At 61.2% G+C, this 23,924-nt stretch carries 19 protein-coding genes; 5 read left to right on the forward strand and 14 right to left on the reverse strand.

Annotated elements, in window-relative coordinates:
• Positions 1-117: 117 nt before the first annotated feature.
• Together guaA and guaB are read right to left on the reverse strand one after the other, a co-directional pair.
• Positions 118-1,695: a glutamine-hydrolyzing GMP synthase gene (gene guaA, locus R5M92_RS09000; RefSeq protein ID WP_346795588.1), complete on the reverse strand. Its 1,578-nt coding sequence runs from the start codon at positions 1,693-1,695 to the stop codon at positions 118-120.
• 11 nt (positions 1,696-1,706) lie between these two features.
• A complete protein-coding gene (guaB, locus tag R5M92_RS09005) occupies positions 1,707-3,176 on the reverse strand; it encodes an IMP dehydrogenase (RefSeq protein WP_346795589.1) in 1,470 nt (489 codons plus the stop codon).
• Between the two features lie 163 nt (positions 3,177-3,339).
• On the opposite strand from guaB, the gene xseA reads away from it, so the two are divergent.
• Positions 3,340-4,683, forward strand: a complete 1,344-nt coding sequence (xseA, locus tag R5M92_RS09010) for an exodeoxyribonuclease VII large subunit (RefSeq protein ID WP_346795590.1) — start codon at positions 3,340-3,342, stop codon at positions 4,681-4,683.
• 155 nt (positions 4,684-4,838) lie between these two features.
• Here xseA and R5M92_RS09015 read toward each other — a convergent pair whose 3' ends face one another.
• The 6 genes from R5M92_RS09015 to R5M92_RS09040 form a co-directional block, all read right to left on the reverse strand.
• Positions 4,839-6,116 carry a DUF3618 domain-containing protein gene (locus tag R5M92_RS09015; protein WP_346795591.1) on the reverse strand — a complete coding sequence of 426 codons (1,278 nt, stop codon included), beginning with the start codon at positions 6,114-6,116 and terminating at the stop codon, positions 4,839-4,841.
• Positions 6,113-6,550, reverse strand: a complete 438-nt coding sequence (locus R5M92_RS09020; RefSeq protein WP_346795593.1) for a phage holin family protein — start codon at positions 6,548-6,550, stop codon at positions 6,113-6,115. The genes R5M92_RS09015 and R5M92_RS09020 overlap by 4 nt, the downstream gene beginning before the upstream one ends.
• A 104-nt stretch (positions 6,551-6,654) precedes the next feature.
• Positions 6,655-7,242: a hypothetical protein gene (locus R5M92_RS09025; RefSeq protein WP_346795594.1), complete on the reverse strand. Its 588-nt coding sequence runs from the start codon at positions 7,240-7,242 to the stop codon at positions 6,655-6,657.
• 166 nt (positions 7,243-7,408) lie between these two features.
• Positions 7,409-8,725 carry an amino-acid N-acetyltransferase gene (argA, locus tag R5M92_RS09030; RefSeq protein ID WP_346795595.1) on the reverse strand — a complete coding sequence of 439 codons (1,317 nt, stop codon included), beginning with the start codon at positions 8,723-8,725 and terminating at the stop codon, positions 7,409-7,411.
• A gap of 209 nt (positions 8,726-8,934) precedes the next feature.
• A complete protein-coding gene (locus R5M92_RS09035) occupies positions 8,935-10,200 on the reverse strand; it encodes an inorganic phosphate transporter (protein ID WP_346795596.1) in 1,266 nt (421 codons plus the stop codon).
• A gap of 9 nt (positions 10,201-10,209) precedes the next feature.
• Positions 10,210-10,890, reverse strand: a complete 681-nt coding sequence (locus R5M92_RS09040) for a TIGR00153 family protein (RefSeq protein WP_346795597.1) — start codon at positions 10,888-10,890, stop codon at positions 10,210-10,212.
• 135 nt (positions 10,891-11,025) lie between these two features.
• On the opposite strand from R5M92_RS09040, the gene R5M92_RS09045 reads away from it, so the two are divergent.
• Together R5M92_RS09045 and R5M92_RS09050 are read left to right on the forward strand one after the other, a co-directional pair.
• On the forward strand, positions 11,026-11,910 hold the full coding sequence (locus R5M92_RS09045) for a CYTH domain-containing protein (RefSeq protein WP_346795598.1): 885 nt from the start codon (positions 11,026-11,028) through the stop codon (positions 11,908-11,910).
• Positions 11,911-11,977: 67 nt separating this feature from the next.
• Positions 11,978-12,853: an ion transporter gene (locus tag R5M92_RS09050; protein ID WP_346795599.1), complete on the forward strand. Its 876-nt coding sequence runs from the start codon at positions 11,978-11,980 to the stop codon at positions 12,851-12,853.
• A 34-nt stretch (positions 12,854-12,887) separates the two neighbouring features.
• Here the strand turns inward: R5M92_RS09050 and trkI are convergent, their stop codons facing one another.
• The 3 genes from trkI to R5M92_RS09065 form a co-directional block, all read right to left on the reverse strand.
• On the reverse strand, positions 12,888-14,378 hold the full coding sequence (trkI, locus tag R5M92_RS09055) for a Trk system potassium transporter TrkI (protein ID WP_346795600.1): 1,491 nt from the start codon (positions 14,376-14,378) through the stop codon (positions 12,888-12,890).
• A gap of 172 nt (positions 14,379-14,550) precedes the next feature.
• Entirely contained in the window at positions 14,551-15,174 is a 624-nt protein-coding gene (locus R5M92_RS09060; RefSeq protein WP_346795601.1) for an L-threonylcarbamoyladenylate synthase, read from the reverse strand.
• Between the two features lie 92 nt (positions 15,175-15,266).
• Complete coding sequence (locus tag R5M92_RS09065) at positions 15,267-16,184, reverse strand: PHP domain-containing protein (protein WP_417338663.1); 918 nt, start codon at positions 16,182-16,184, stop codon at positions 15,267-15,269.
• A 196-nt stretch (positions 16,185-16,380) separates the two neighbouring features.
• On the opposite strand from R5M92_RS09065, the gene R5M92_RS09070 reads away from it, so the two are divergent.
• On the forward strand, positions 16,381-16,680 hold the full coding sequence (locus tag R5M92_RS09070) for a YciI family protein (RefSeq protein ID WP_346795604.1): 300 nt from the start codon (positions 16,381-16,383) through the stop codon (positions 16,678-16,680).
• A 142-nt stretch (positions 16,681-16,822) separates the two neighbouring features.
• Positions 16,823-18,841 (forward strand): bifunctional tRNA (5-methylaminomethyl-2-thiouridine)(34)-methyltransferase MnmD/FAD-dependent 5-carboxymethylaminomethyl-2-thiouridine(34) oxidoreductase MnmC, encoded by a 2,019-nt coding sequence (gene mnmC, locus R5M92_RS09075; RefSeq protein ID WP_417338664.1) that lies wholly within the window; start codon positions 16,823-16,825, stop codon positions 18,839-18,841.
• Here mnmC and R5M92_RS09080 read toward each other — a convergent pair.
• The 3 genes from R5M92_RS09080 to ligA all read right to left on the reverse strand — a co-directional run bounded on the left by R5M92_RS09080 (position 18,813) and on the right by ligA (position 23,893).
• On the reverse strand, positions 18,813-21,422 hold the full coding sequence (locus R5M92_RS09080; protein WP_346795605.1) for a bifunctional diguanylate cyclase/phosphodiesterase: 2,610 nt from the start codon (positions 21,420-21,422) through the stop codon (positions 18,813-18,815). The two genes, mnmC and R5M92_RS09080, sit on opposite strands and share 29 nt — an antisense overlap.
• A gap of 147 nt (positions 21,423-21,569) precedes the next feature.
• Positions 21,570-21,845 (reverse strand): YheU family protein, encoded by a 276-nt coding sequence (locus R5M92_RS09085; protein WP_346795606.1) that lies wholly within the window; start codon positions 21,843-21,845, stop codon positions 21,570-21,572.
• Positions 21,842-23,893 (reverse strand): NAD-dependent DNA ligase LigA, encoded by a 2,052-nt coding sequence (gene ligA / locus R5M92_RS09090; RefSeq protein ID WP_346795607.1) that lies wholly within the window; start codon positions 23,891-23,893, stop codon positions 21,842-21,844. Before ligA ends, R5M92_RS09085 begins: the two co-directional genes overlap by 4 nt.
• Between the last annotated feature and the right edge of the window lie 31 nt (positions 23,894-23,924).

Below are 23,924 nucleotides of genomic sequence, written 5' to 3' on the forward strand. Positions count from 1 at the left end.
CGAATGCGGGCCTGCTGAGGGGGAACTACAGAACACGTGCTTATCTCAGCTGCTTAAGCTTCCCCTAAAGCTATATATCCACTCCCCAGCCGAGCCCCACATTATTTAGTTTTAGTTTCACTCCCACTCAATCGTAGCAGGCGGCTTGCTGGAGACATCATAAGTCACCCGCGATACACCACTGATCTCATTGATGATGCGGTTGGAGACCTTCTCCAGCAGTTCATAGGGCAGGTGCGCCCAGCGGGCGGTCATGAAGTCGATGGTTTCCACCGCGCGTAGCGCAATGACCCACTCGTAGCGGCGGCCGTCGCCGACCACGCCTACGGATTTCACCGGTAGGAATACCGCGAATGCCTGGCTGGTCTTTTCGTACCAGCCGGAGGCGCGCAGCTCTTCGATGAAGATGGCATCGGCTTCGCGGAGGATGTCGGCGTACTCTTTCTTCACTTCACCGAGGATACGCACGCCCAGGCCCGGCCCCGGGAAGGGGTGGCGGTATACCATATCGTAGGGCAGGCCGAGTTCCAGGCCGAGTTTGCGCACTTCGTCCTTGAACAGCTCGCGCAGCGGCTCGACCAGCTTGAGCTTCATGGTTTCCGGCAGGCCACCCACGTTGTGGTGGGATTTGATCACGTGGGCCTTGCCGGTCTTGCTGGCGGCGGACTCGATCACGTCCGGATAGATGGTGCCCTGGGCGAGGAAGTCGACGCCTTCGATCTTGCTGGCTTCTTCATCGAATACATCGATGAAGGTGTTGCCGATGATCTTGCGCTTGGCTTCCGGGTCGTTTTCGCCCTTGAGCTTACCCAGGAACAAGTCCTCGGCATCCACGCGGATGACCTTGACGCCCATGTGCTTGGCAAAGGTTTCCATGACCTGGTCGCCTTCGGCCTTGCGCAGCAGGCCGTTATCCACAAATACACAGGTCAGCTGGGCGCCGATCGCCTTGTGGAGAAGTGCGGCAACGACGGAAGAATCCACACCGCCAGAAAGCCCGAGCAGTACATGGCGGTCGCCGACCTGCTCGCGCACGCGCTGTACCTGGTCTTCGATGATCTGCGCCGGGGTCCACAGCTTTTCGGCGCCGCAGATATCCAGCACGAAGTGCTCGAGAATGCGTTGGCCCTGCAGGGTGTGGGTCACTTCCGGGTGGAACTGCACGCCGTAGAACTGCTTCTCTTCCCAGGCCATGGCGGCAATCGGGCAGCTCGGCGTGGAAGCGGTCACGGTGAAGGTATCCGGCACCTGGGAGACCTTGTCGCCGTGGCTCATCCACACATCCAGCAGCGCCTTGCCGGAGTCGTGTTCGACGTGGTCCTTGATGTCCTTGAACAGCGCGGTCTCGGCGTCGATACGGATCTGCGCGTAGCCGAACTCGCTCTGCTTGGAACCCGCCACGCTGCCGCCGAGCTGCTCGGCCATGGTCTGCATGCCGTAGCAGATGCCCAGCACCGGCAGGTCCATTTCGAACACGCACTCGGGCGCACGCGGGGAATCCAGCTCGGTGACCGACTCGGGGCCGCCGGCGAGGATGATGCCGTTGGGGTTGTACTCGCGAATTTCGGCTTCATCGATATCGAAGGCGCGAACTTCGGAATAGACGCCGATCTCGCGCACGCGGCGGGCGATCAGCTGGGTGTACTGGGAGCCGAAATCGAGAATCAGGATCTTGTGGGCGTGAATATCGGTCATGGTTCGGTCTCTTAGCTCACCCGGTAGTTGGGTGCTTCCTTGGTGATCTGCACGTCGTGGACGTGGGATTCGTTGAATCCGGCGCCGGTGATCTGGACGAACTCCGGCTTGGTGCGCATTTCCTGCACATCGCGGCAGCCGGTGTAGCCCATGGACGCGCGCAGGCCGCCCATCAGCTGGTGGACGATGGCGCTCATCAGGCCCTTGTAGGGCACGCGGCCTTCGATACCTTCCGGCACCAGTTTTTCGGCGCCTGCGTCTTTATCCTGGAAGTAGCGGTCGGCGCTGCCCTGGTTCTGGGCCATGGCGCCCATGGAGCCCATGCCGCGGTACGCCTTGTAGGTACGCCCCTGGTAGAGCTCGACCTCGCCCGGCGCTTCCTCGGTGCCGGCCAGCAAGCCGCCCACCATCACGCAGCTGGCTCCGGCGGCGATCGCCTTGGCCAGGTCGCCGGAGAAGCGCACGCCGCCATCGGCGATCAGCGGAATATCGTACTCCTTGAGCGCTTCAGCGACGTTGGACACCGCCGTAATCTGCGGAACTCCGACACCGGCGACGATGCGCGTGGTGCAGATGGAACCGGGGCCGATGCCCACTTTCACGCCATCCGCGCCCGCTTCCGCCAGCGCCTTGGCCGCTGCGGCGGTGGCGATGTTGCCGCCGATGACCTGAATGTGCGGAAAATGCTCCTTCACCCAGCGCACCCGGTCGATCACGCCCTGAGAGTGGCCGTGGGCGGTATCGACGATGATCGCGTCCACGCCGGCTTCGGCCAGCGCGGCGACACGATCCGGCGTTTCCGGGCCGGTGCCGACGGCGGCGCCCACCAGCAGGCGGCCATCGCTGTCCTTGGCGGCCATGGGATAGGTACGGGCCTTCTCGATATCCTGGAAAGTGACCAGGCCGCGCAGATGGAATTCATCATCCACGATCAGCATCTTCTCGATGCGGTGTTCGCGCATCTTGGCCTTGCTGACTTCGAGCTCGGTGCCTTCGGGCACGGTTATCAGCCGCTCGCGGGGGGTCATGATCGCTTCGACACTGTCGCCGTGGTTGGGCTGGAAGCGCATGTCGCGCTCGGTGACGATGCCCACCAGGGTTTCCCCCTCCACCACCGGGAAGCCGGAGAAGCCGTATTCCCGCGCCATGGCGAGCAGGTCGGCAAGCTTGGCCTTGGGGCTGACGGTGACCGGGTCCTTGACGATGACGCTTTCGTGCTTCTTGACCTTGCGCACTTCCGCCGCCTGCTGGGCCATCGTCATGTTCTTGTGGATGATGCCGATACCGCCTTCCTGAGCCATGGCGATCGCCAGACGCGCTTCGGTGACGGTATCCATGGCGGCGGAAACGAGCGGTATGTTCAGGGAGAGGTTACGTGTGAGGCGGGTCTTGAGAGTGACATCCTTGGGCAGAATGTCGGAGAAGCCGGGAACGAGTAATACGTCATCGAACGTAAGCGCTTCTTGGGCCATACGTAGCATAGCGGCAACACCCATTGTTGAGCAGATGGGAAGAGAGGCGTGAAGGTTAATCGACTATTGTAACGGCTAGAGGCCTACCCCAGCAATGTGAGGCGCATCATGTCAACGCCGTGCTAAGCTGCCGGCTGCAACCTGTCCTGTTTTCCTTTTGCGTGAAGCCTCCATGTCGTCTCCCGCCTCGAAAGCGCTTTCCGTCAGCGAACTCAACCGCCGTACCCGCCAGACACTGGAGCGGGATTTCGGCGAGCTGTGGGTGGAAGGCGAGCTCTCCAACGTCTCGCGGCCCGCCTCCGGCCATATCTATTTCACGCTCAAGGACGAGCGCGCCCAGATTCGCTGCGCGCTGTTTCGCCAGCGGGCGCGTTTCGTGGGCGCCCCCATGCGCGATGGCGATCAGGTAAAGCTGCGCGGGCGGGTATCGCTGTTCGAACCCCGTGGCGATTATCAGCTGCTGGTGGATGCCGTGCAGGCCGCCGGATTGGGGGAGTTGCTGGCCGCCTTCGAGCGGCTGAAAAAACAGCTGGAAAGTGAAGGCATGTTCGCCAATGCCCGCCCACTGCCCTTCCCGCCGCGCCGGCTGCTGGTGTTGAGTTCGGCAAGCGGCGCGGCGATTCGCGATGTGCTGGCAGTACTAGCGGCGCGCTGGCCGCTGGTGGAAGTGACGCTGATTCCTGTCCCGGTACAAGGTGTAGAGGCCGCACCTGCCATGATCAGCGCCATCGCCCTGCTCAACCGCCAGCCCCGGCTCGACCCGGCGCGCGATGCCATCCTGCTCACCCGCGGCGGTGGCAGCCTGGAAGACTTGTGGGCCTTCAACAACGAGCACCTAGCCAGGGCGATCTTTCATTCGCGCCTGCCCGTGATGTCGGCCGTGGGCCACGAAGTGGATGTCACGCTTGCCGACTTCGCCGCCGATGTTCGCGCGCCGACGCCCTCCGCCGCTGCCGAGCGCCTGGTGCCGGATCAGCACGCACTCAAACGGCAACTGAATGAGCAGCAGCAACGCTTGCGCAGATGCCTGGAGCAGCGCCTGCAGCGGGAAAGCCAGCGCCTGGATAACTTGCGGCTTCGCTTGCGCCATCCTGGCGAAGCGCTCGAGCGCCAGCGCCGCTACCTGGAAACCCTGGCCCTGCGTCTGGCCCGGGCGCACCATCAGCGCCTGGCCGAGCAGCGCCGTCATCTCGAGCAGCTCAATCGCCGGTTGGCCGGGCAGGATATGGCAAGGCGTCATCAGCAAGCCGGGGAGCGCTTGGCACAGGCCAGACGGCGCCTACAACACGCCATGGAGCAACAGCTGGCGCAGCACCAGCGCCGACTTCAAGGGTTGGGCAGGGAACTCAATGCGGTAAGTCCACTGGCGGTACTCGGCCGCGGTTACGCCATCGCTCAGGATGAGCAGGGCCAAGTGGTTCGTCGGGCCGCTGATACCCAGCCGGGGCAATTGCTGAAACTGCGGCTAGGCGACGGCAGGCTGAGTGTGGAAGTGAAACGACGCTTCAAGCGCTGATTTGGCCACAAGCTCTGATTCAGCCAACAAGCTCTGATTTAGCCAAATAGCCTGAATTTGGCCGAATAGCGTTTAATTCAGCCGAATAAAAAATAACGCCCGGTCCGTACAGGACCGGGCGTTGGCGCATCTAACAAACGGACAAGCCGAGCGTTTTACATGCCCGGCGTTCGATTCGTACCGGTACCTTGCGTGTTACCGGAAGGAGTATCCGAATCGGTCAAGCCGGTATTCCGGCTACCGGCACCTGTCGGTGTGCTCTTGCCTGTCGAGCTGGTGGAAGCGCCGGTGCCAGTCGTGCTGGTTCCCGGGGAGCTTTTGGCCGAGGTATTGTTATCCACGGGATTCTTTCCCGACGCGGCACTATTTTCATGATGCGACGTGCTGTCGCTACGAGAAGTGTCCTTTTGCTGAGACGAGTCCTGACCTTGAGAGGATTCCTTGGCCGACTCGGCTTTCTCGTGGATAGTCTCCTGGGCCTTGTCCATCTGCTCCTGGCCGGTTTGCGCCGCCTTTTGCAAGGCGCGATCGCGATACTCGCCCATGTACTCGTCTTCCTTGCGCGTGGAAGGAAATACACCACCCAGGGCGGCGCCCAACGCAAACCCGAGCGCCCCTACCACCAAGGGGTGTTCCTGGATGAAGTCGGACGATTGGCTGCCGGCTCGCCGGGCTCGATGCGACATGTCGTGCATGGCGGACTGGGTGCCATGCTGAAGATGTGACGTCTTGTCTCGCATGTTGCCTCCCATGTGCTGTGCTCTTTCGCCCATCTGCTGGGCCTTTTCCCTGGCCATACTGCCCATGTCTCGGGCCTTGTCACCCACATGCTGGGCCTTGTTCTTGGCGCCTTCCTTCATGCCTTTGGCGCTATCCTTCATTCCTTTCGCACTATCTTTCATGCCGCCGAGATGGCTACCGCCGCCTTGACTATGGCTATCCGAGGGGCCTGAAGCGCTGCCGTAAGGACGGGTCTCCGCCCCCAGCGCGCCGGCACCCGTTCCACCAGTGCCTTCATGGACGGGAATTCCCGGCAAGGTGTGGGTGTCAGGCGTCGAATAGTGTTCATTGGGATAGCGATTGCCCGACGGGTGGGCGGTGCCCTGCCGGTAGACGGCATCATTGCCCATGTACGGAGAGTCGTCATGACGATGCTGGCGCCCCTGATTCGGGTTGCGCTGCGACATGATCATCCAGCCCAGACCGGCGCTGGTCAGTAGGAACGGAACGGGGTTCTGCTTGATGGTATTGCTCAGGTTGGAAACGAACTCGTTGGCCCCGCCATGGCGCAGGTATTCGTAGGAGGTATTCAGCAGTTGCTGAGGAGAAAAACGCTCCTCAATTTCATGCAGGGTCGAATCGAGGCGTTCGCGTGAACGATCGATATCCTTCTCGATCTCTTCGGAACTGCGTTGTCCGTTGTGCTCGCTCATTTCAACTCCTCCTTGACGTTGTGCTTATGCTCCTTGGCGAACTCCTTGTCGGTCTGCAGGCTGTGCATGGTGCGGTTGGGCATCAGGTTCCGGGCCTGGATTTTCTTGATCCCCGACTGGAGCATGATGTAGCCGATGATGGCAACGACCACACCGACAATCACCGCGGAAAGCCAAGGAGTGGTATCCGGTGGAAGCACCTCATTGAGCAGGAAGACCGCCGCCGCCAGCAGAGTGAGAAAGCCGCCGAACAGTACCGCGCCGGCAATGGCGATGGCAGCGAGCCCCGACATGGCCTGGTGGGTCTTTTCCGACATTTCGGTCTTGGCGAGCTCGACCTCGTTACGCACCAGCGACGTCATCTCCTGGGTCAAGGTCGATAAAAGCGAACCGATCGACGAGCCTTGCGTCGAGGTATTGTTATCCGTATCCATTACTAGCCTCCCATATCCATTAGGACACTTGATTACACCGGAACCTGTACCGGCACGATTGCCTCGAGGAGCAGAGCTCCGCAAGGCCTGCCTTGAACAGCTACTTACATTCGTGGATCACTGGAGCCGGGAACGGTGACGCCAGGCCCTTGAGTAGTTCCGGTCGAGGAACCTTGCGAAGTGCCGCCTAGCGCAGGGCCACTATGTACAGTGCCAGGCTGCGAGCCTGAAGCGGATTGATGCTGGCTGGAACTACGCAGGAAACGCGATACCAGAAACCCCGCCGCAATCGCTCCGCCAATGAACAGGGCTGGTTCGCGACGGCTGTAACTCTGGGCGTCATTGCAGATACTCTGCAGATCCCTATTACGCAGGTTTTGCGTAAAACGATCGGTGGTATCGGCCAGCTTTCTGGCTTTCTCCGAGAAATAAGGCTGTTGCTGGTTGTCGAACTCATCCGCCATTTTCTGGAAGACGCTGCTAAACTTGCCTGCCTGCTCGGCGGCGTTATCGCGCTGCTGGCTGAAGAGATTCTCGGCTTGTTGATGGGCCGCCTCGCTCACTTCGTGCGCTGTTTCCCGGCCCTGCTGCTTGGCCTTGTCCGGGTTCAGTGAGCCGTTACCAGCCGAGCCGGTAGTCGCCTGAGACGTGGATGGCGAGCCTGGGTCAGTATGCTTTCCTTGATCGATCATCTGCCACTTCCTCCTTGTCTCACTGGTCATGAATCATTCGACAAGACGAATTTGATCGCTGGATCGGTTAACACCTGCAAACAGAGAGTCGTCCTGTCTCTCTTGCCATGCCGCCCGTTATCCAAGGCGGTTTCTTGAATATAGTGGTCCTCGGCACTCTGTCAACTCAGCCCGGAAGGCTCTTGATCAGCACTTTTGACTTGCGCGCGTGATTATAGGTATCGCGCTTGAGCGGCGGCAGTTCCGCCAGGCTCGCCGTGTGGAAACCATGCTCCACGAACCAGTGAGCCGTGTGGGTGGTAAGCACGAACAGAGCATTCACCCGCTGCTGTGCGGCGCGCCGTTCCAGAGCTTCCAGCAAGCGTTCGCCACGCTCGCCGCCGCGATAGCTCTGATGTACTGCGACACAGGCAAGCTCGGCAATGCCGCTATCGGCAAATACATGCAGCGCGGCACAGCCGATTACCATGCCATCGCGCTCGATGACCACGTAATCGTCGATCTCGTGTTCCAGGCGCTCCCGAGAACGCGCCACCAGCATGCCGCGACGCTCCAGCGGCTCGAGCAGTTCGAGCAGTCCCGCCACATCGCCCAGCTCCGCTGGGCGCAACTGCTCGTAGCGGTGCTGGGTGATCATGGTGCCCACGCCGTCGCGGGTGAACAGTTCCCCCAGCAGGGCGTCGTGGTTGTGCCAAGAGAGCAGATGCGTGCGCGCCACTCCCTGGCGAGCGGCAAGGCAAGCCGCCTGGAGATGCCGAGCCAGTTCGCTGCCGGCTTCGGCTTGCTCCACGCGGGGCTCGGCTTCCGCCGGTGTGAGCTGGCGCAGCAGCGTCCCGCTGGCATCGCGCAGGCCTTCGGACTCGCCCAGCAGGATCAGCTTGTCGGCATTCAAGGCCACCGCCGCCTGTTGGGCGACTTCCGCCGCATCCAGGTCGAAGACTTCACCGGTACTGGAGAATCCCAGCGGCGGCAGGACCACCAGCGATCCCTTGTCCAGCAGTCCTTCGATCGCCGCGCCACGAACCCGACGCACCTCACCGCTATGGTCGTAATCCACCCCATCCCGCACGCCCAACGGCTTGGCCATGACCAGGTTGCCGGACACCACCGTCAGCTCGACGCCATGCAGGGGCGTACTGGGCAGGCCCAGCGAAAGCCGCGCTTCCAGCCACAGGCGCTGGTGCGCCGCGACCTGCTCCACGTGGGCCATGACGAGACCATCCGCCACCCAGCGACCGTCATGGCGCGTTGGTGCCACGCCGGCCCGGGTCAACGCCTCATGTACCTGAGGGCGGATGCCGAACACCACGACCAGACGCACCCCGAGTGTGTGCAGCAAGGCCAGATCCTGAACCAACTGCTCGCCTCGGCCTGAAGCCATCGCCTCGCCTTCGACAAGTATCACGAAGGTTCGTCCACGATGGGCATTGATATATGGCGAGGCGTTACGGAACCAGTCAACGAAAGGGAAACGCGTATCCAAGGGCCGCTCTCCGGCAGCAAGTGGTAAAAGAATGCCTGTACTACACGTGAGCAACTTTATCAGACCCTGACGCCGTTTGAGTCCATCCTGTCGGCAAAAAATCGTGGCAGGTTTCAGCCCAAAAGATTTTAACAAAAGAAAAGCGGCATCACTTTCGTGATGCCGCGTAACTAACCGTTAAGTTGATGTCGGGTCTCGAGTCGTAACGCTTACCCGAACATGCCCTTGAACATGAAGAAGAACAGAATGGCCAGCCCCGCGCCAGCCGGCAGGGTTATCAGCCAGGACATGACGATAGTGCCGATGACGCGCAGGTTGAGCGCCGCCATGCCCCGTGCCAGGCCCACACCGAGTACCGCGCCCACCAGCGTATGGGTGGTGGAAATCGGCAGGCCGGTGCCCGAGGCCAGCACCACGGTAGTGGCGGCGGCCAGGGTCGCGGCAAAACCACGGCTTGGGGTCAATTCGGTAATGCCAGTACCCACGGTGGCAATCACCTTGTGACCGTAGGTAACCAGTCCCGCGACGATACCGCCGCCGCCGAGTACCAGTACCCACCAGGGCACCAAGGCGGCGCTGTCGATCACTCCTTCACTGCGCACCACGCTGATGACGGCGGCCAGCGGCCCCACCGCATTCGCCACATCGTTGGAGCCGTGGGCGAATGCCATGGCGCAGGCGGTAAAGATCATCAGCACGCCGAACACGCGTTCGACATTGGCGTAGCCAAAGTGGTCCTCGGCATCCCTGACGTACTTGACCCGTCGCTCCATCACCATGCCGAGCCCCATGATAGCCAACCCGAGCACGATGGAAAGCAGCAAGCTCTGGCCGAAGGAGAGATCCAGCCCGATGTGCTTGAGGCCCTTGGTCAAGGTGACCATGGCGACAATGAAACCGACCAGGAAGACATAGCCCGGCACGTAACGCTTGGCCGCGGCGAAAGGATCACGGCTCTCGAAGATCAGGTGGTGAACCGACTTGAACAGGACAAAACCGATGGTACCGGCCAGCAGCGGCGAGACCACCCAGCTGGAAGCGATCTGCCCCACCTTGGGCCAGGCTACCGCCTCCATTCCCAGGCCTACCGCGCCGAACCCGACAATGGCCCCGACGATAGAGTGGGTCGTGGAGACCGGCCAGCCCTTGGCCGAGGCGATCAACAGCCAAATTGCCGCCGCCAGCAGCGCTGAAAGCATGCCGTAGACCAGCATTTCAGGGCGTTGCGCCAACAGCACCGGATCGATGATGCCGCCCCTGATGGTGGCGGTGACCTCGCCCCCGGCCAGCCAGGCGCCTAGAAATTCGAACACCACCGCGATGATGATCGCCTGCTTGATGGTGATCGCCTTCGACCCCACCGAGGTTCCCATGGCGTTGGCAACATCGTTGGCACCCACGCCCCAGGCCATGAAAAAGCCGAATAGACAGGCCAGGATAATGAAGATTTCACTGTGCTGAGCAATGATCAACATGCCGCCCCCTTAGCGTGCTGTCAGAATCTGTAAACGGCTACCCACGCGCTCAGCGCGGTCGGACAACTCACCGACCCAGTCGATAATCTTGTAAAGAAAGATCACATCGACCGGCGGTAGCTCGCTTTCCAGATCGAACAGCTGGCGGCGAATCGCCACTTGCTGACCATCCGCTTTATGTTCCAGGGTATGCAGCTCGCGGATCATGTTCTGCATGACATCCGAGACATTGCGCCCGAAGCCGGACTCCAGCAGATCCTTGAGCTCCTCGAGTGCCTGGCGGGCCTGGGCCACGCACGCCACCGAGGTGATCATGTAGTCGCGCATCGGCTCGGCCAGTGCATCCGGCACCCGCATCTTGCGGCCCAGCATGATGCCGGTAATGTCGCGCACCTTATTGGCGATCTTGTCCTGCACGCTGATCAGGTCGAGAAGATCCGAACGAGACACCGGCAGGAACATGGTGCTGGGCAGGTTCAATCGCAGGTCCGTCTTCAATTCATCGGCTTCATGTTCCAGCCGGGTGACGTTTTCGCGGTATTCCGAGGCTTTCTGCCAATCGCCTTGCAGGGACGCTTCGAAAAACGGCAGGAGTTGATCTGCGCACTCGTTGGCCTTGACGATATGGGCCAACAACGGCTGGAATGGCGAACGGCCGAACATCGCGGAAAAGGGGTTTGTGTTAACCATAGAGCCTTTAAGCCTGTTTTCGGGGAGCCTGGAAATGGCGGCGCCAGTATAAAGACTGCCCTCGACGCCGTCATGAAAAGTTCATAATGTCATGAAAAATTCATCTATTTGTCACACAAGCGAGGTGGCGCTGCAATGAGCCAAGAGATAGAGCTTAAACTTGCCCTGACGCCGGAAGGGCCGGAAGCCCTGAGCCGCCACCCGCTACTGGCCAGCCTAGACAAACAAACGCAGCTTGTAAGCAATACCTATTACGACACTCCATCTGCCGACCTGGAAAAAGCTCGCGTTGCTCTGCGTGTGCGCCAGGTAGCAGGCCGTTACTTGCAGACGTTGAAAACCGCAGGCCATGGCGGCGGCGGGCTATCCCAGCGGGGGGAATGGGAATGGGAAGTGCCGGGCCCGCAACTGGACCTGACACGGCTGGCCACCCTGCCGTCCATGCAAGCGCTTACGGAACTCGACCTCACCTCGTTGCAACCACGCCTGGCAACCGACTTCACCCGGCGCCGCTGGGAGGTACGTCATGGACAAGGCCGCGCAAGCCTTGTCGAAGTGGTCGTGGACGAAGGTGAGATCCGCGCTGGTAGTGATAGCGTTCCCATTCGCGAGGCGGAACTCGAACTCAAGCTCGGCACCGCGGAGGATCTATGGTCACTGGCTTTCGCCCTGGCCGAACGCGTCGCACTACGCCCGAGCGACAGCAGCAAGGCCGCCCGGGGCAATCTGCTGTTACGCCAGGAGTGGCCGCTGCCCGAGGCCAGCCGGCCGGAGGAGCTCTTTCATCGCGCCTGCCTGGCGCTGGACGGCTACCAGGACACTTCCCGAACAGAATTGCTGACCCAGGCAACCCAGGCATTTTTGCAATTGGCGCAACACCCAGGGCTGCCCGTTGAGCAACAGCGGCAAGCCAATATCCTGATCGAATCGCTGCATCACGATCCGCATTTGCCGCCGGCATTCGGCCAGGCGGCGTTGAGGCTCGCCCATTATCTGAGCATTGAAACCGAGCTAGGCTGAGCAGAGGCCAGCATCGTTCAGTACCCTCAAGCAGGATCACTCATTCACCTCAAGCCAAGGAAGTCGCATGAGTCTGGCATTCAAACCCGCCGGGGAAGGATTACGTACCCGGATATTCCATATTATCTTCGAATCCCATACGCCGGCCTCGAAAGGCTTCGATATCGCCTTGATCATCGCCATCCTGATCAGTGTGGTAGTGATCCTGCTGGACAGCGTGGCGGCCTACCACGCTCGCTACGGCGAGCTGTTCTCGCTGGTGGAGTGGTGTATTACCGTGCTGTTCACGATTGAACTGGCGCTGCGCCTTTACTGCCTGGAGCGACCCTGGCTCTACCTGAAGAGCTTTTATGGGGTGATCGATCTGCTCGCCGTACTCCCCGCCTGGCTGGTGCTGCTGGTACCCGGCGCCCATAGCCTGGTATTGATTCGCCTGCTGCGGGTATTGCGCATCTTTCGTATTCTGCGCTTGATGGAGTTCGTCGGCGAGGGGCAGCTGCTCCTTGACGCCTTGAGGCGCAGTACACGTCAGATCCTGCTGTTTTTCTCGTCCATCCTGGTTCTGGTAACGCTTTTCGCGGCACTGATGTACTTGATCGAGTCACCGGAAACCGGTTTCACCAGCATCCCTCAATCAATCTACTGGGCTATCGTCAGCATGACCACTGTGGGCTATGGCGATATCGTGCCGGTAACCCCGTTGGGTAAGGCGATTACCGTAGTGTTGATGCTGACGGGCTATTCGATCATCGCAGTCCCGACGGGGGTATTCTCGGCCCAGGTGATTCGCTCGTTGCGCGAAGAGCGCTACTCCGACGAAGCGTGCCCCGGCTGCGGGTACGATCGTCATGAGAAACGCGCCCGCTACTGCCTTCGCTGCGGCACCTGGTTGGATGAAGACAGCGAGGACCCGCGCAAACAGGCAACCTCCGACGACCAATAAGGATCGACCAGCAGGGCGATACCCGCACCACGTGCTATTGGCGCCAGAACATCGGCGTCAACAGGACTAACACGGTGAGGATTTCCAGCCGCCCCATCAGCATGCCGAGACACAGCAGCCACTTGGCGGCATCGGGCAAGGTAGCGAAATTGCCCGAAGGGCCGATGATGTTGCCGAGCCCGGGGCCGACGTTGGCGACCGCTGTAGCGGCTCCGGAAAGCGCGGTAGTAATATCCAGCCCCATCACGGCCAGGCCTAGCGCCAGCCCCGCGACGGTCAGAAAAAAGAAGAACGAGAAAGCCACCACGCCTCGGGAGACTTCATCGGTAAGGGGATGGCCATTGTAGCGGGACGAGAAGACCCCATTGGAATGCACTAGAAAGCGAAGCTGATTGCGCAGCATGATCGCCGCCACCTGGAAACGAAATATCTTCATGCCGCCGCTGGTGGAGCCGCTGCAGCCACCGACAAACGTCAGGTAGAAGAAAGCGACACCGGCTAGTGGTCCCCAGAGCGTGTAGTCATCCGATGCATAACCGGTGGTGGTCACCACCGAGATGACATTGAAGGCCACATGGGTCAGCGCCTCGAAGGGTGGCGTCCCGTACCACATTCGCCAACCGGTCAGCGCCAGAATTACCACCAATAGCAGTAACAGCAATCCTTGCACTTGCTGGTCCTTGACCAGCGATCCCGGTGAGCCGCGCAGAAAGCGGATGTAAAGCACGAACGGCAAGGCCCCGCAGAGCATGAAAAAGCTACCCATCCACATGAGAGCGGGCTGTTCGGCATACATGCCGAAAGAGGCATCGGTATTGGCGAACCCACCGGTGGCAAGCGAGGTCATGGCATGGACGATGGCATCCAGCAGGGTCATGCCGCCTAGCCAGTAGGACAGCATGGCCAGAAAGGTGAGCCCACAGTAGATACTCAAAGTAGCCTTGGCGATACCACCGGTGCGAGGCATCACCTTATCCGACCAATCGGAGGATTCGGTATGGAAAAGACGCATCCCGCCGACCTTGAGAAACGGCAGGATGGCAATGCCCATCACGATGATGCCGATCCCTCCCAGCCACTGCATGATACCTCTCCACAGCTTGAGGCCGTCGGAGAGAAAATCGATTCCCACCAGTACGGTAGAGCCCGTGGTGGTAATCGCCGAGACGGATTCGAACACGGCATTGGTGAAGGAGAGTTGCGGCGCCCCGAGAACCAACGGCAAGCTGGCGAAGCCACTGATGGTGACCCAGCTGGTGGTCGTGAGCATGAACATCTGCCATGGCTTGAGTTCGATCGAGACCCGCCATGTCGCTCCCCAGCTGAGAGCGACCGCTGCCAGTACAATCAGGATCGAGACGCCGAACGCCAAGGCATCGGAATCCTGCTCGATCAAGAGCAGAATCCATGGTAGGGCCATGAACAAGGCAAGTACCATCCACAGTACCGCCATCACCTTGAAGATCGGCGCCCACTTCCCCCATTGACGGGTGATTGGCTGGTAAAACCGCCCCGCGGACAGCATGGTCCTCTGCCGCTTCGATACTAAATTTGTGCGTCTATTCACCGTGGGTTTTCCGTATAAAGCCTACCAGCGCTTGAAAGTTTTCATAGCCACCTTGCGGCCCAACCCAAAAGACCTCGCTATTCCGCAAGGTCTCCTGGCACCACCTGACACAACGACAAGCGTCAGGTCATCAACTTTGAAAGGGCGTAATATCCCCGCGCCCTTCGCGCAGGATCGTGGGCGGCAGTTCGCGCAGGTCGATCACGCTGGTGGGGTCGAGATGGCAGGCGCCACCGTCGATGATGGCATCCAGGTGGGCACCATAGCGCTCGCGGATCTCTTCCGCGTCGGTCATGGGCAACTCCTCCCCTACCGGAATCAGGGTGACGCTCATCAGCGGTTCTCCTAGGGCGTCCAGTAGCGCATGGGTGATGCGATGATTCGGTACCCGCACGCCGATGGAACGGCGTTTGGGGTGCAGCAGCAAACGCGGCACCTCGGTGGTGGCGGTGAGGATATAGGTGTACGGCCCCGGCGTGTGCGCCTTGAGCAGCCGGAAGACGGCGTTATCGACCTTGGCGTAGGTACCGATCTCGGAAAGGTCGGAGCACACCAAGGTGAAATTGTGCTTGTCGTCCAGCGAGCGCAGCCACTTGATCTTCTCGATGGCCTTCTTGTCGCCCAGATGACACCCCAGCGCGTAACCGGAGTCGGTCGGGTACGCCACAACACCGCCCTGGCGAATGATCTCGATAGCCTGGTCGATCAATCGTTTCTGCGGATTTTCCGGATGAATCTGAAAGAATTGGCTCATAAGCTTGCTCCTGCTGCCGGGATTAACATGCGTGACTACATGATGGCACGACTTGGCCCAACGTGACGTACCCGAGTCTATTCGCCTTCTACCTAGAGGCTCAACGGGCCGGGAGGCGCTGCATCCAGGTGTTGCAACCGGGGGTGTCGCCATATGGGCAGGGTCTGGGTGCGGGGCAGCGGGCTCATGCTGCCCGGTGCCAGGTGGCCGCCGGGGAAGTGGAAATCGCTGCCCATGGAGGCGTATAGCTCACGCTCGCCCAGTTGCCGGGCCAAGTCGCGGGTGGCGTCGGGGTTCTGATAACCGCTGACCAGCTCCACCGCCTGTCCCCCCGCTTCGCGAAAACCATCCATCAACAAGCCGCGCTTGCGCCGGGTCAAGCCGTGGCGCATGGGATGGGCGAGTACCGCCACCCCGCCGGACTCGACGATCCACTCCACCGCCTGGCCGATTTCCGGCCAGTGCGCCTTCACGTCGCCGCGCTTGCCGCTGCCCAGATAGCGCTTGAAGGCCGTGGCCAGGTCCGCCACCATTCCCGCCGCCACCATGGCCTTGGCGAAATCGGGTCGCCCCAGCGGGCGTTCACTGCCGGCCTGTTCACGCGCCTTGGCCAGGGCGTTTTCCAGCCCCAGCTTCTCCAGCCGCTCGGCGATAACCTCGCCACGGGCTATCCGCGACTTGCGCTGTTGTTGCAGGCCCTCCACCAGCGGCCCCCGCAGCCCGCCGGGCATCAGCGCTACCACATGGATATTGATGCCCTGCCAGCGTGTGGACAGTTCACTGGCCGGCACCAGGGTAATACCTGCCTGGCGCGCCGCCTCCCCGGCTTCCGCCACGCCGTCCATGGTGTCGTGATCGGAGAGCGCCATGTAGCGAAGCCCGCGCTCGGCGCACAGGTTGACCAGCTCGGTAGGCGTCAAGGCACCATCCGAGGCGGTGGAGTGCATGTGGAGGTCGATCGCGTAGCGCTGCTCGGCGGTGAACTCAAGAGGAAGTCGAGGCATTGGCATGACGCCGTCTGGCAAGTTTGTCAAAATGGTAACGCCATAAGAAAACGTAACTTGGAATGTCATTAACGACGCGCACTCAATGGTGCGCGCTTGTGCCGACTCGGTCAATCACGCGCTACGTGCCGGTCCGCCCCATGACGGGCCGTCCCAATACGGGCCGTCCCAATACGGGCCGTCCTCAACAGGAGTTATCCCCATGCTGTATGCCATTATCAGTGAAGATGTTCCCAACAGCCTCGAGCGCCGGCTTGCCGCGCGGCCCGATCACCTGGCGCGCGTAGAGACCCTGCGCGATGAAGGCCGCCTGGTACTGGCCGGTCCCCACCCCGCCATCGATGCCGAGAATCCCGGCGAGGCAGGCTTCACCGGCAGCCTCGTGGTTGCCGAGTTCGAAAGCCTCGAAGACGCCCAGGCCTGGGCCGATGCCGACCCTTACATCATCGCCGGTGTCTACGACAAGGTTAGCGTCAAGCCATTCAAGAAAGTCATGCCGTGAGCGGTTTTCCACATCAGGTATCTAATCTTTTTCACAGAGGCTGTGGAAAACTCTGTTGAAACCCAGCGGACGGTCGTCGCTAACCCAGAGATAGCGGCGCCATTCTCGAATTGATCATTTTTTAACCTGCGTGGTTCTGCGTGTGACCCAACGCTTCCCCCCCTTGCCCGAGCTGACCCGGATGACGCCGGCGCCCCTGGACTGGCAGGATGGTGCGCCCCACTCTCGTGACTTCGATGACGTCTACTTCTCGCGCCAAGATGGGCGCGCCGAAACCGAGCATGTATTCCTGCAAGCCAACAATCTACCCGAGCGTTTCGCCCGCTGGCGGGAAGCTCGCCCGTTCGTGATCGGCGAGACCGGCTTCGGCACCGGGTTGAACATGCTCTGCGCCTGGGCCTGCTTCGATGCTCATGCGCTGGCTGGCGCCCGCCTGCATCTGGTCTCCACCGAGAAATTTCCGCTATCTCGGGCTGATCTATCTCGCGCCCTGACCGCCTGGCCGTCGCTTGCCGCTTACGCCGAGGTCATGGTCGAGCAGTGGCCGGAGCCGGTGGCGGGCGTCCACCGCTTGATGTTGAGCGACAGAGTCACCCTGGATCTGCATTTCGGCGATACCACCGAGTCGTTGCAACTGCTGGACGGCCGCGTCGACGCCTGGTTTCTGGATGGATTCGCCCCGGCCAAGAACCCGCAGATGTGGCAACCGGAACTGTTCCAGGCCATGGCCGAGCGCTCCCGGCCGGGAGCGACCTTCGCCACGTTCACCTGCGCGGGAATCGTCAAGCGCGGATTGAAGGCGGCCGGCTTCACCTGGCGCAAGGTGTCGGGGTTCGGCCGCAAGCGTGAAATGCTCGCGGGAGAGATCGCCACACCACCCAGCGACAAGCGGCGCCAGTCGACGCCCTGGTTCATGCCCCCCGCACCCAGTAACGCCCATCACGTGGCGGTGGTAGGTGCGGGGATTGCCGGCGCCAGCGTCGCCCAGGCGCTGGCACGTCGCGGTATTGAGGTAACGCTGATCGACCGGCAGGGTCCGGGAGCGGGAGGCTCGGGCAATCGCCAGGGTGCGCTCTATGTAAAGCTCGCCGCCGAGAGCAACGCCCAGAGCCGGGTCTACCTGAGCGGCTTGATGCACAGCCGCCGTTGGTTGGCGCGGCTCGATCCGCAGCAGTCGTTATGGCGGGAGTGCGGGGTGGTGCAACTCGCCCTGACGGAAAAGGAAGCCAATCGACAGGCGCGCTTCAGTGCCAGTCACGACCTGCCGCCCAACGTGGTCGAAGCGGTAGACGCCGACCAGGCCACCCAGCGTATCGGTTATTCCGTAGAGGCCCGGCTAGGGCTGGACTATCCCCAGGCGGGCTGGGTCAGGCCCCAGGCCGTGTGCGAGCGGCTGGCATCGCTGCCCGGCATTACCTTCCGCCAGGCTACGCTGGAACGCCTGGAGGCGCAGCCTGGCTCGTGGCGCTTGCACTTTGCCAACGGCGATTCGCTGCAGGCCGACCAGGTCGTGCTGGCCACCGCCGCGGCCAGCCGTCAATTTGACCAGACTCGGCGGCTTCCGCTGCAGTCGGTACGGGGCCAGGTCAGCCAATTGCCCCTGACGCCGGCCCAGCACCAGGCGCTCGCCCCCATGAACCGTGTGGTGTGCGCCGGCGGTTACGTGTCCCCGCCTCTCGACGGCGTACTGACGTTCGGCGCCAGCTTCGTTCCCAACGAGGCGGACTGCTCCCTGCGCGAGGCCGAGCATGCCGGCAATATCGAGGAGTTGCGTCGTACGCTACCGGCGCTGGTAGCAAACCTGGAGGCGACGGGCGTGGCACTCGACCCTACCCGCTTGCAGGGTCGCGCGGCGGTACGCGCCGCCAGCCCCGACAAAAGTCCCTACGCCGGGCCGGTACCCGACGCCGAGGCGTGGCTTGAGGACTATGCCGCCCTGCAGAAGGATGCCACGCGCGTTCCCGAGATTCCCGGCAGGCATCATGGCGGCTTGTGGATAAGCGCCGCCCACGGCTCGCGGGGGCTGGCTAGCGCGCCGTTATGCGCCGAGCTGATCGCCTCGCGACTATGCGACGAACCCATGCCCTTGTGGGCGCCGCTGGTGGATCACCTGCATCCCGGGCGGCGCCTGATCAGTGACTTGATTCGACGACGGGAATAAGAAACCCGGGGGCGGGGCGACCGAGATAATAGCCCTGCCCATAATCGATCCCCAGCTCGCTGACCGCCGCGAGCACCTCGGCATCTTCGATGAATTCAGCAATGGTTGCCACGCCCAGGCTCTTGGCCAGCGTGACGATACTCTTGACGAAGGCCAGGTACTTGTCATCCTGCAACATGTTGCGGATGAACTCCCCTTCGATCTTGATCACGTCGATAGGGAACTGCTTGAGATAATGGAACGAGGAGTAACCCGAGCCAAAATCGTCGATGGCGAAGCTGAACCCCTGCATCTTGAGATCCAGCACGAACTTTTCCAGCAGCTTGAGATTGCTTACCGTCTCCCGCTCGGTCAGCTCGAAGACGATTCGCTGGGGGTCGATATGATAGTCCACCGCCAGTTGATGGATACGACCGATGAACTCGCCGATGATCAACGACCGCGGCGACAGATTGATGAATAGCATGCCTTCATAGCCTTGCCGATGAACCTGCTCGAAGGCCTTTTCGATCAGCAGGTAGTCCATGCGATGGATCACCCCGATGCTTTCGGCGATATCGATGAACTCTCCGGCGGGCACGATACGTCCCTCCATCTCGATACGCATCAGCAGTTCGTGTACCTGGATTTCGCCACTGTTGACGTCGACGATGGGTTGGAAGTACGGCACGATGCGCTCCTCCTCGAGGGCATTGAGCACCATCTGATTCTTTTCCCCCACCTTGCGGTAGATAGCCGCCACTTCATCCTCTTCGGGCAACGCCAGGCAGTTCTTGCCCATGCGTTTGGCCTTGTACATCATGTTGTCGGCCAGCAGGAAAAGGTCCTTGGGATCTTCGGCATGCTGCGGATATACCGCGATTCCCACCGAGGTCGTGGCGCGCACCGGCGAGCCATCCGGGGCCACCAGCACCATTTCGGTCAATTGCTGACAGATACGCTGCGCCGCCGAGTAGGCCTGGGACTCGCCGGTGTCGGGCAGGATCACGGTGAACTCGTCGCCACCGTAACGCGACAGGAAATCCCCCGGACGCACGGCATCATGCAATACCTTGCTGAACGCCTGCAGGAACTGGTCGCCAAAGGCGTGGCCATGGCGGTCGTTGACCAGCTTGAAGTTGTCCATGTCCAGCATCAGCAGGCTGAACGACTCCTTGTGGCGCTTGGCCCGGCCCACCTCGTAATGCAGCAGATCCTTGAATACCCGCTGGTTATGCAGCGAGGTCAAGGGGTCGCGTGTGGCGTAGTACTCGAGGTCCTGGGTGTACTTGTAGATCGCTTTAACCGAGCCGACCAGGTTCAGCAGGGTCGAGAGGATGCCGTCGATAACGATATGACGGATGGGGTCGCGAGCAATTTCCGATTGCACGCCGATGCCCACCACGCCGCCGATACGCGGCGCATCGAGCAGCAACGACTTGGTCTGCAGCTCGAGGTCCTCGGGCGTGATGGTGGCTTCCGTGGAGGTCTGGTCTGCATTCAGCGTGACACTGTGATGGATGATGCGAACGACCGCGATGTCCTGCTGAAAATGCGGCTTCTGTTCCAGCTGGCGCGTGACGATTCGCTCGAATATCTTGCGATCCTGGGTGGTGGGCTCGTGATACCAGAACACCTCAAGTTCGTAGCCTTCGTCTTCTACCTGAAAAATGGTGAGCAAGGTGTGGGCTTCGATGATGGTGTTGATATCCACCAACAAGTCCTTGATGAACTCACGCCAGTCCCGCACTACATCGGAGGTAATGATGAACTTGCTCAGCAGACGTATCTCGAACTCGAGGATATCCTTGTCCACCGCCACGTCCTTCAGCCGCTGGGAAAGGCCGTTGATATCGTGAAAGGCGGCGTTGAGCTCCTGGAAGTGCAAGTCGACATCGCTGATGTCCAGAGTACGGAAATCCTTGACCGTGTTGACCGAACTCAAGCGCAGACGAAACTGCTCCAGGGCGCGCCGCACTCGGCCGGCCGCCAGCGAGGACACCGCCGCAGCCACCAGCAATACCAGTAGCGAAGCCACCAGAAACAGCGCCACATAGCCTTTTCGCGCTTCCAGGGTGACCGGGCTCAGGTCATGGCGAATATCGATGACCCCCAGCACGTCCCCCACCGCGGCATTGGTATGGCAGCTCAAACACTCCAGACGCGCCACCATGGGATAGGTTCGCCGGGTCAGGTTACCCTGGTGCTCGAGCTGCTGGACACCCCGGGCGAACGACTGTCGGATATCCGCATCCGCCCGGGGTTGCTCGATGGTGCCGTACTGCTCGGCGACCAGGTCGCCGCGATAGATGTCGATCTCGAAGGGAGAGTTGGCGTGGGCGGCTTTCGTGGCGTCGATGAACCGCTCCAGGTCACTACGCGTCCAGCCCTGGCGCATGACCTGGAACATCGAGTTAAAGGTCTGCTCGGCCAGATTTTCCGAGGTCTGCGCCGCCTGGCGTCGCATGATGTCTTCGTAAAGCAGGGAGGCTGCCAGGGTCACGCCGAGAAAGACCGCCAGGGAGACGGCCAGTATCATGCAGAAGACGAACCCTCGTAATGAGGCCAGGGGAGCCGCAAGTCGTCGCAACCATGTATTCATGAACACACATACCACCAAGCCAAGCTAGGGAAAGGTACGTACATTCATCGCACCCCGCAAAGCGGCTCAGGGTAAGCGTTTGTTTTAGCGGGTTAAAGCCTATCTTGGTCGTATAAGGAGCAAAAGCATCCCGCTCCTTGATACAGGTCAATAAGAGTTGCCCTCTTCCTTATCGTCGGCGAGATCCCGGCCGAACGAACGCCATTGGGCCAGGGTCATGACTTCGGTCATTTCCAGCTCCAGATCGTGGGCGATGATCAGCTCGTTGCGCTCCAGCTGCCGCTTGAGTTCGGCCACCCAGCCGCGCATCCCTTCGCCGGTATCGGTCGTGTCGTAACCTTGGCGGGTCACGAAAGCTTCCAGCAGCGCGTCCAGCGTCTCAGGCGGCAGCATCCGCGCCGGAACTTCGATGAAACGACTCATGGGGTCTCCTCTCGTGCGGCTCGTTCCCATTTTGCCAGGCGTTCGAGGAAAGCGGACTCATCGATTACCTCCACGCCCATCTGCTCGGCCTTGGCCAGCTTACTGCCGGCGGCCTCGCCCGCCACCAGGCAGGCGGTCTTCCTGGATACGCTGCCTGACACCTTGGCGCCCAAGGCCTGCAGGCGAGCCTTGCCTTCATCGCGGGTCATGCTTTCCAGGGTACCCGTCAACACCCAGGTCTGCCCTTCGAGCAGCTGCACCGCGCGGGTCACTTCAGCTTCATCCCAGGTGAGACCGGCCGCCTTCAAGGCGGCGATGGTCTCCCGGTTGTGCGGCTGGCTGAAGAAGGTATGCACATGGGTGGCGACAATGGGTCCGACATCCTCGACGCTCTCGAGTGCAGCGACCGAGGCCTGGAGCAGCGCGTCGAGCGTGCCGAAATGCCTGGCGAGATTGGCCGCCGTGGCCTCGCCCACTTCCCGAATACCCAGCGCATAGATGAATCGAGAAAGGGTCGTCTGCCGCGAGCGGGCCAAGGCGTCGATCAGCTTGGTGGAGGACCTCACTCCCATACGTGGCAACTCGGCCAGTTGCGCTGCCTCGAGATAGAACAGGTCAGCCGGGGTCTTCACCCAGTCCCGCTCCACCAGCTGGTCGATGAGTTTCTCTCCCAGCCCATCGATATCCAGCGCCCGGCGACTGGCGAAATGCTTGAGCGCCTCCTTGCGCTGGGCGGGGCAATAGAGTCCTCCCGAGCAGCGCGCCACTGCTTCGTTCTCCAGCCGCTCCACCTCGGCATCGCATACCGGGCAGCGCACGGGAAACTCGATCTTTCGGGCATCTGGCGGCCGTTGTGTGGTGTCCACGCGGACGACCTGAGGTATGACATCCCCCGCCCGACGGATGGCGACCGTATCGCCTATCATCACTCCCAGGCGCTCGATCTCGTCAGCGTTATGCAGCGTTGCATTGGAGACCGTGACCCCGGCTACCGACACCGGCTCCAGGCGCGCCACCGGAGTGATAGCGCCTGTACGCCCTACCTGGAACTCGACATCATTGACCCGTGTCGTTTCCTCCTGGGCGGGAAACTTGAACGCAATCGCCCAGCGCGGGGCGCGAGCCACGAAACCCAGCTCGCGCTGCAAGCGCAGGTCATCGACCTTGATGACCACGCCATCGATGTCATAGCCCAACTGATCGCGTGTTTCACCCAGGCGGCGGCAGTAGTCGATGATACCCTGGGGGCCCTTCACCACGGCGAGCTCGGTGCTGCTGCGAAACCCCAACTCCTTGAGACGGCGCATCAGCGCGCTATGGGAATCATCGCCCATGTCGGGTTGCAGCCGAACCAGTTGATAGGCGTGGAAATCCAGGGGACGGCGAGCCGTTACCCGAGGATCTAGCTGGCGCAGGCTGCCGGCCGCGGCGTTACGCGGGTTGGCAAAGACCTTGTCTCCATTCTCCCTGGCCTGCTGGTTCAGCGCCTCGAAACCGGCATGGCTCATGATCGCCTCGCCGCGGACTTCGAGAAGCTCGGGAACGTGGCGAGCACGCAATTTGAGCGGTATGGAACGTAACGTACGCAAGTTGGAGGTAATGCCCTCGCCGGTGCGCCCATCGCCTCGGGTGGCCCCCGTCACCAGCACGCCCTGTTCGTAGACCAACGAGACCGCAGCACCGTCCAGCTTGGGCTCGCATGCGAACGTCAACTCGTCTACCTGGGTTTCAAGGCGCTCCGCGACACGCTGAGCGAATGCCTGAATATCCTGTTCGCTGAAGGCGTTGTCCAGCGACAGCATGGGAACGGCGTGTTCGATGGCGGGAAAGCTGGATTCCGGTGCCGCCCCCACCCGCTGGGTGGGCGAATCCTCGGTCACCAGGGAGGGGTAAGCCGCCTCGAGTTCCTGCAGGCGCTTGAGCTTACGGTCGTAAGCTATATCGGTAAGCTGTGGATCATCCAGAATATAGTACTGGTAATTGGCTTCATCGAGTTCAGCACGTAGCTGTGCCACTTCATCGAGTGTCTTGGGATCGGGCTGGCTCATCGGTAATCCACATCGAACGAATAAAAAGAGT

Origin of the sequence: Halomonas sp. Bachu 37 (assembly GCF_039691755.1) — a bacterium.
Lineage (GTDB): Bacteria > Pseudomonadota > Gammaproteobacteria > Pseudomonadales > Halomonadaceae > Vreelandella > Vreelandella kashgarensis.

Excerpts from the sequence above, each read along its gene's own strand:
- guaA (WP_346795588.1), bottom strand. The coding sequence starts at position 1,695 with ATGACCGATATTCACGCCCACAAGATCCTGATTCTCGATTTCGGCTCC.
- guaB (WP_346795589.1), bottom strand. The coding sequence starts at position 3,176 with ATGCTACGTATGGCCCAAGAAGCGCTTACGTTCGATGACGTATTACTC.
- xseA (WP_346795590.1), top strand. The coding sequence starts at position 3,340 with ATGTCGTCTCCCGCCTCGAAAGCGCTTTCCGTCAGCGAACTCAACCGC.
- R5M92_RS09015 (WP_346795591.1), bottom strand. The coding sequence starts at position 6,116 with ATGAGCGAGCACAACGGACAACGCAGTTCCGAAGAGATCGAGAAGGAT.
- R5M92_RS09020 (WP_346795593.1), bottom strand. The coding sequence starts at position 6,550 with ATGGATACGGATAACAATACCTCGACGCAAGGCTCGTCGATCGGTTCG.
- R5M92_RS09025 (WP_346795594.1), bottom strand. The coding sequence starts at position 7,242 with ATGATCGATCAAGGAAAGCATACTGACCCAGGCTCGCCATCCACGTCT.
- R5M92_RS09035 (WP_346795596.1), bottom strand. The coding sequence starts at position 10,200 with ATGTTGATCATTGCTCAGCACAGTGAAATCTTCATTATCCTGGCCTGT.
- R5M92_RS09040 (WP_346795597.1), bottom strand. The coding sequence starts at position 10,890 with ATGGTTAACACAAACCCCTTTTCCGCGATGTTCGGCCGTTCGCCATTC.
- R5M92_RS09045 (WP_346795598.1), top strand. The coding sequence starts at position 11,026 with ATGAGCCAAGAGATAGAGCTTAAACTTGCCCTGACGCCGGAAGGGCCG.
- R5M92_RS09050 (WP_346795599.1), top strand. The coding sequence starts at position 11,978 with ATGAGTCTGGCATTCAAACCCGCCGGGGAAGGATTACGTACCCGGATA.
- trkI (WP_346795600.1), bottom strand. The coding sequence starts at position 14,378 with ATGCTGTCCGCGGGGCGGTTTTACCAGCCAATCACCCGTCAATGGGGG.
- R5M92_RS09060 (WP_346795601.1), bottom strand. The coding sequence starts at position 15,174 with ATGAGCCAATTCTTTCAGATTCATCCGGAAAATCCGCAGAAACGATTG.
- R5M92_RS09065 (WP_417338663.1), bottom strand. The coding sequence starts at position 16,184 with ATGCCAATGCCTCGACTTCCTCTTGAGTTCACCGCCGAGCAGCGCTAC.
- R5M92_RS09070 (WP_346795604.1), top strand. The coding sequence starts at position 16,381 with ATGCTGTATGCCATTATCAGTGAAGATGTTCCCAACAGCCTCGAGCGC.
- R5M92_RS09080 (WP_346795605.1), bottom strand. The coding sequence starts at position 21,422 with ATGAATACATGGTTGCGACGACTTGCGGCTCCCCTGGCCTCATTACGA.
- R5M92_RS09085 (WP_346795606.1), bottom strand. The coding sequence starts at position 21,845 with ATGAGTCGTTTCATCGAAGTTCCGGCGCGGATGCTGCCGCCTGAGACG.
- ligA (WP_346795607.1), bottom strand. The coding sequence starts at position 23,893 with ATGAGCCAGCCCGATCCCAAGACACTCGATGAAGTGGCACAGCTACGT.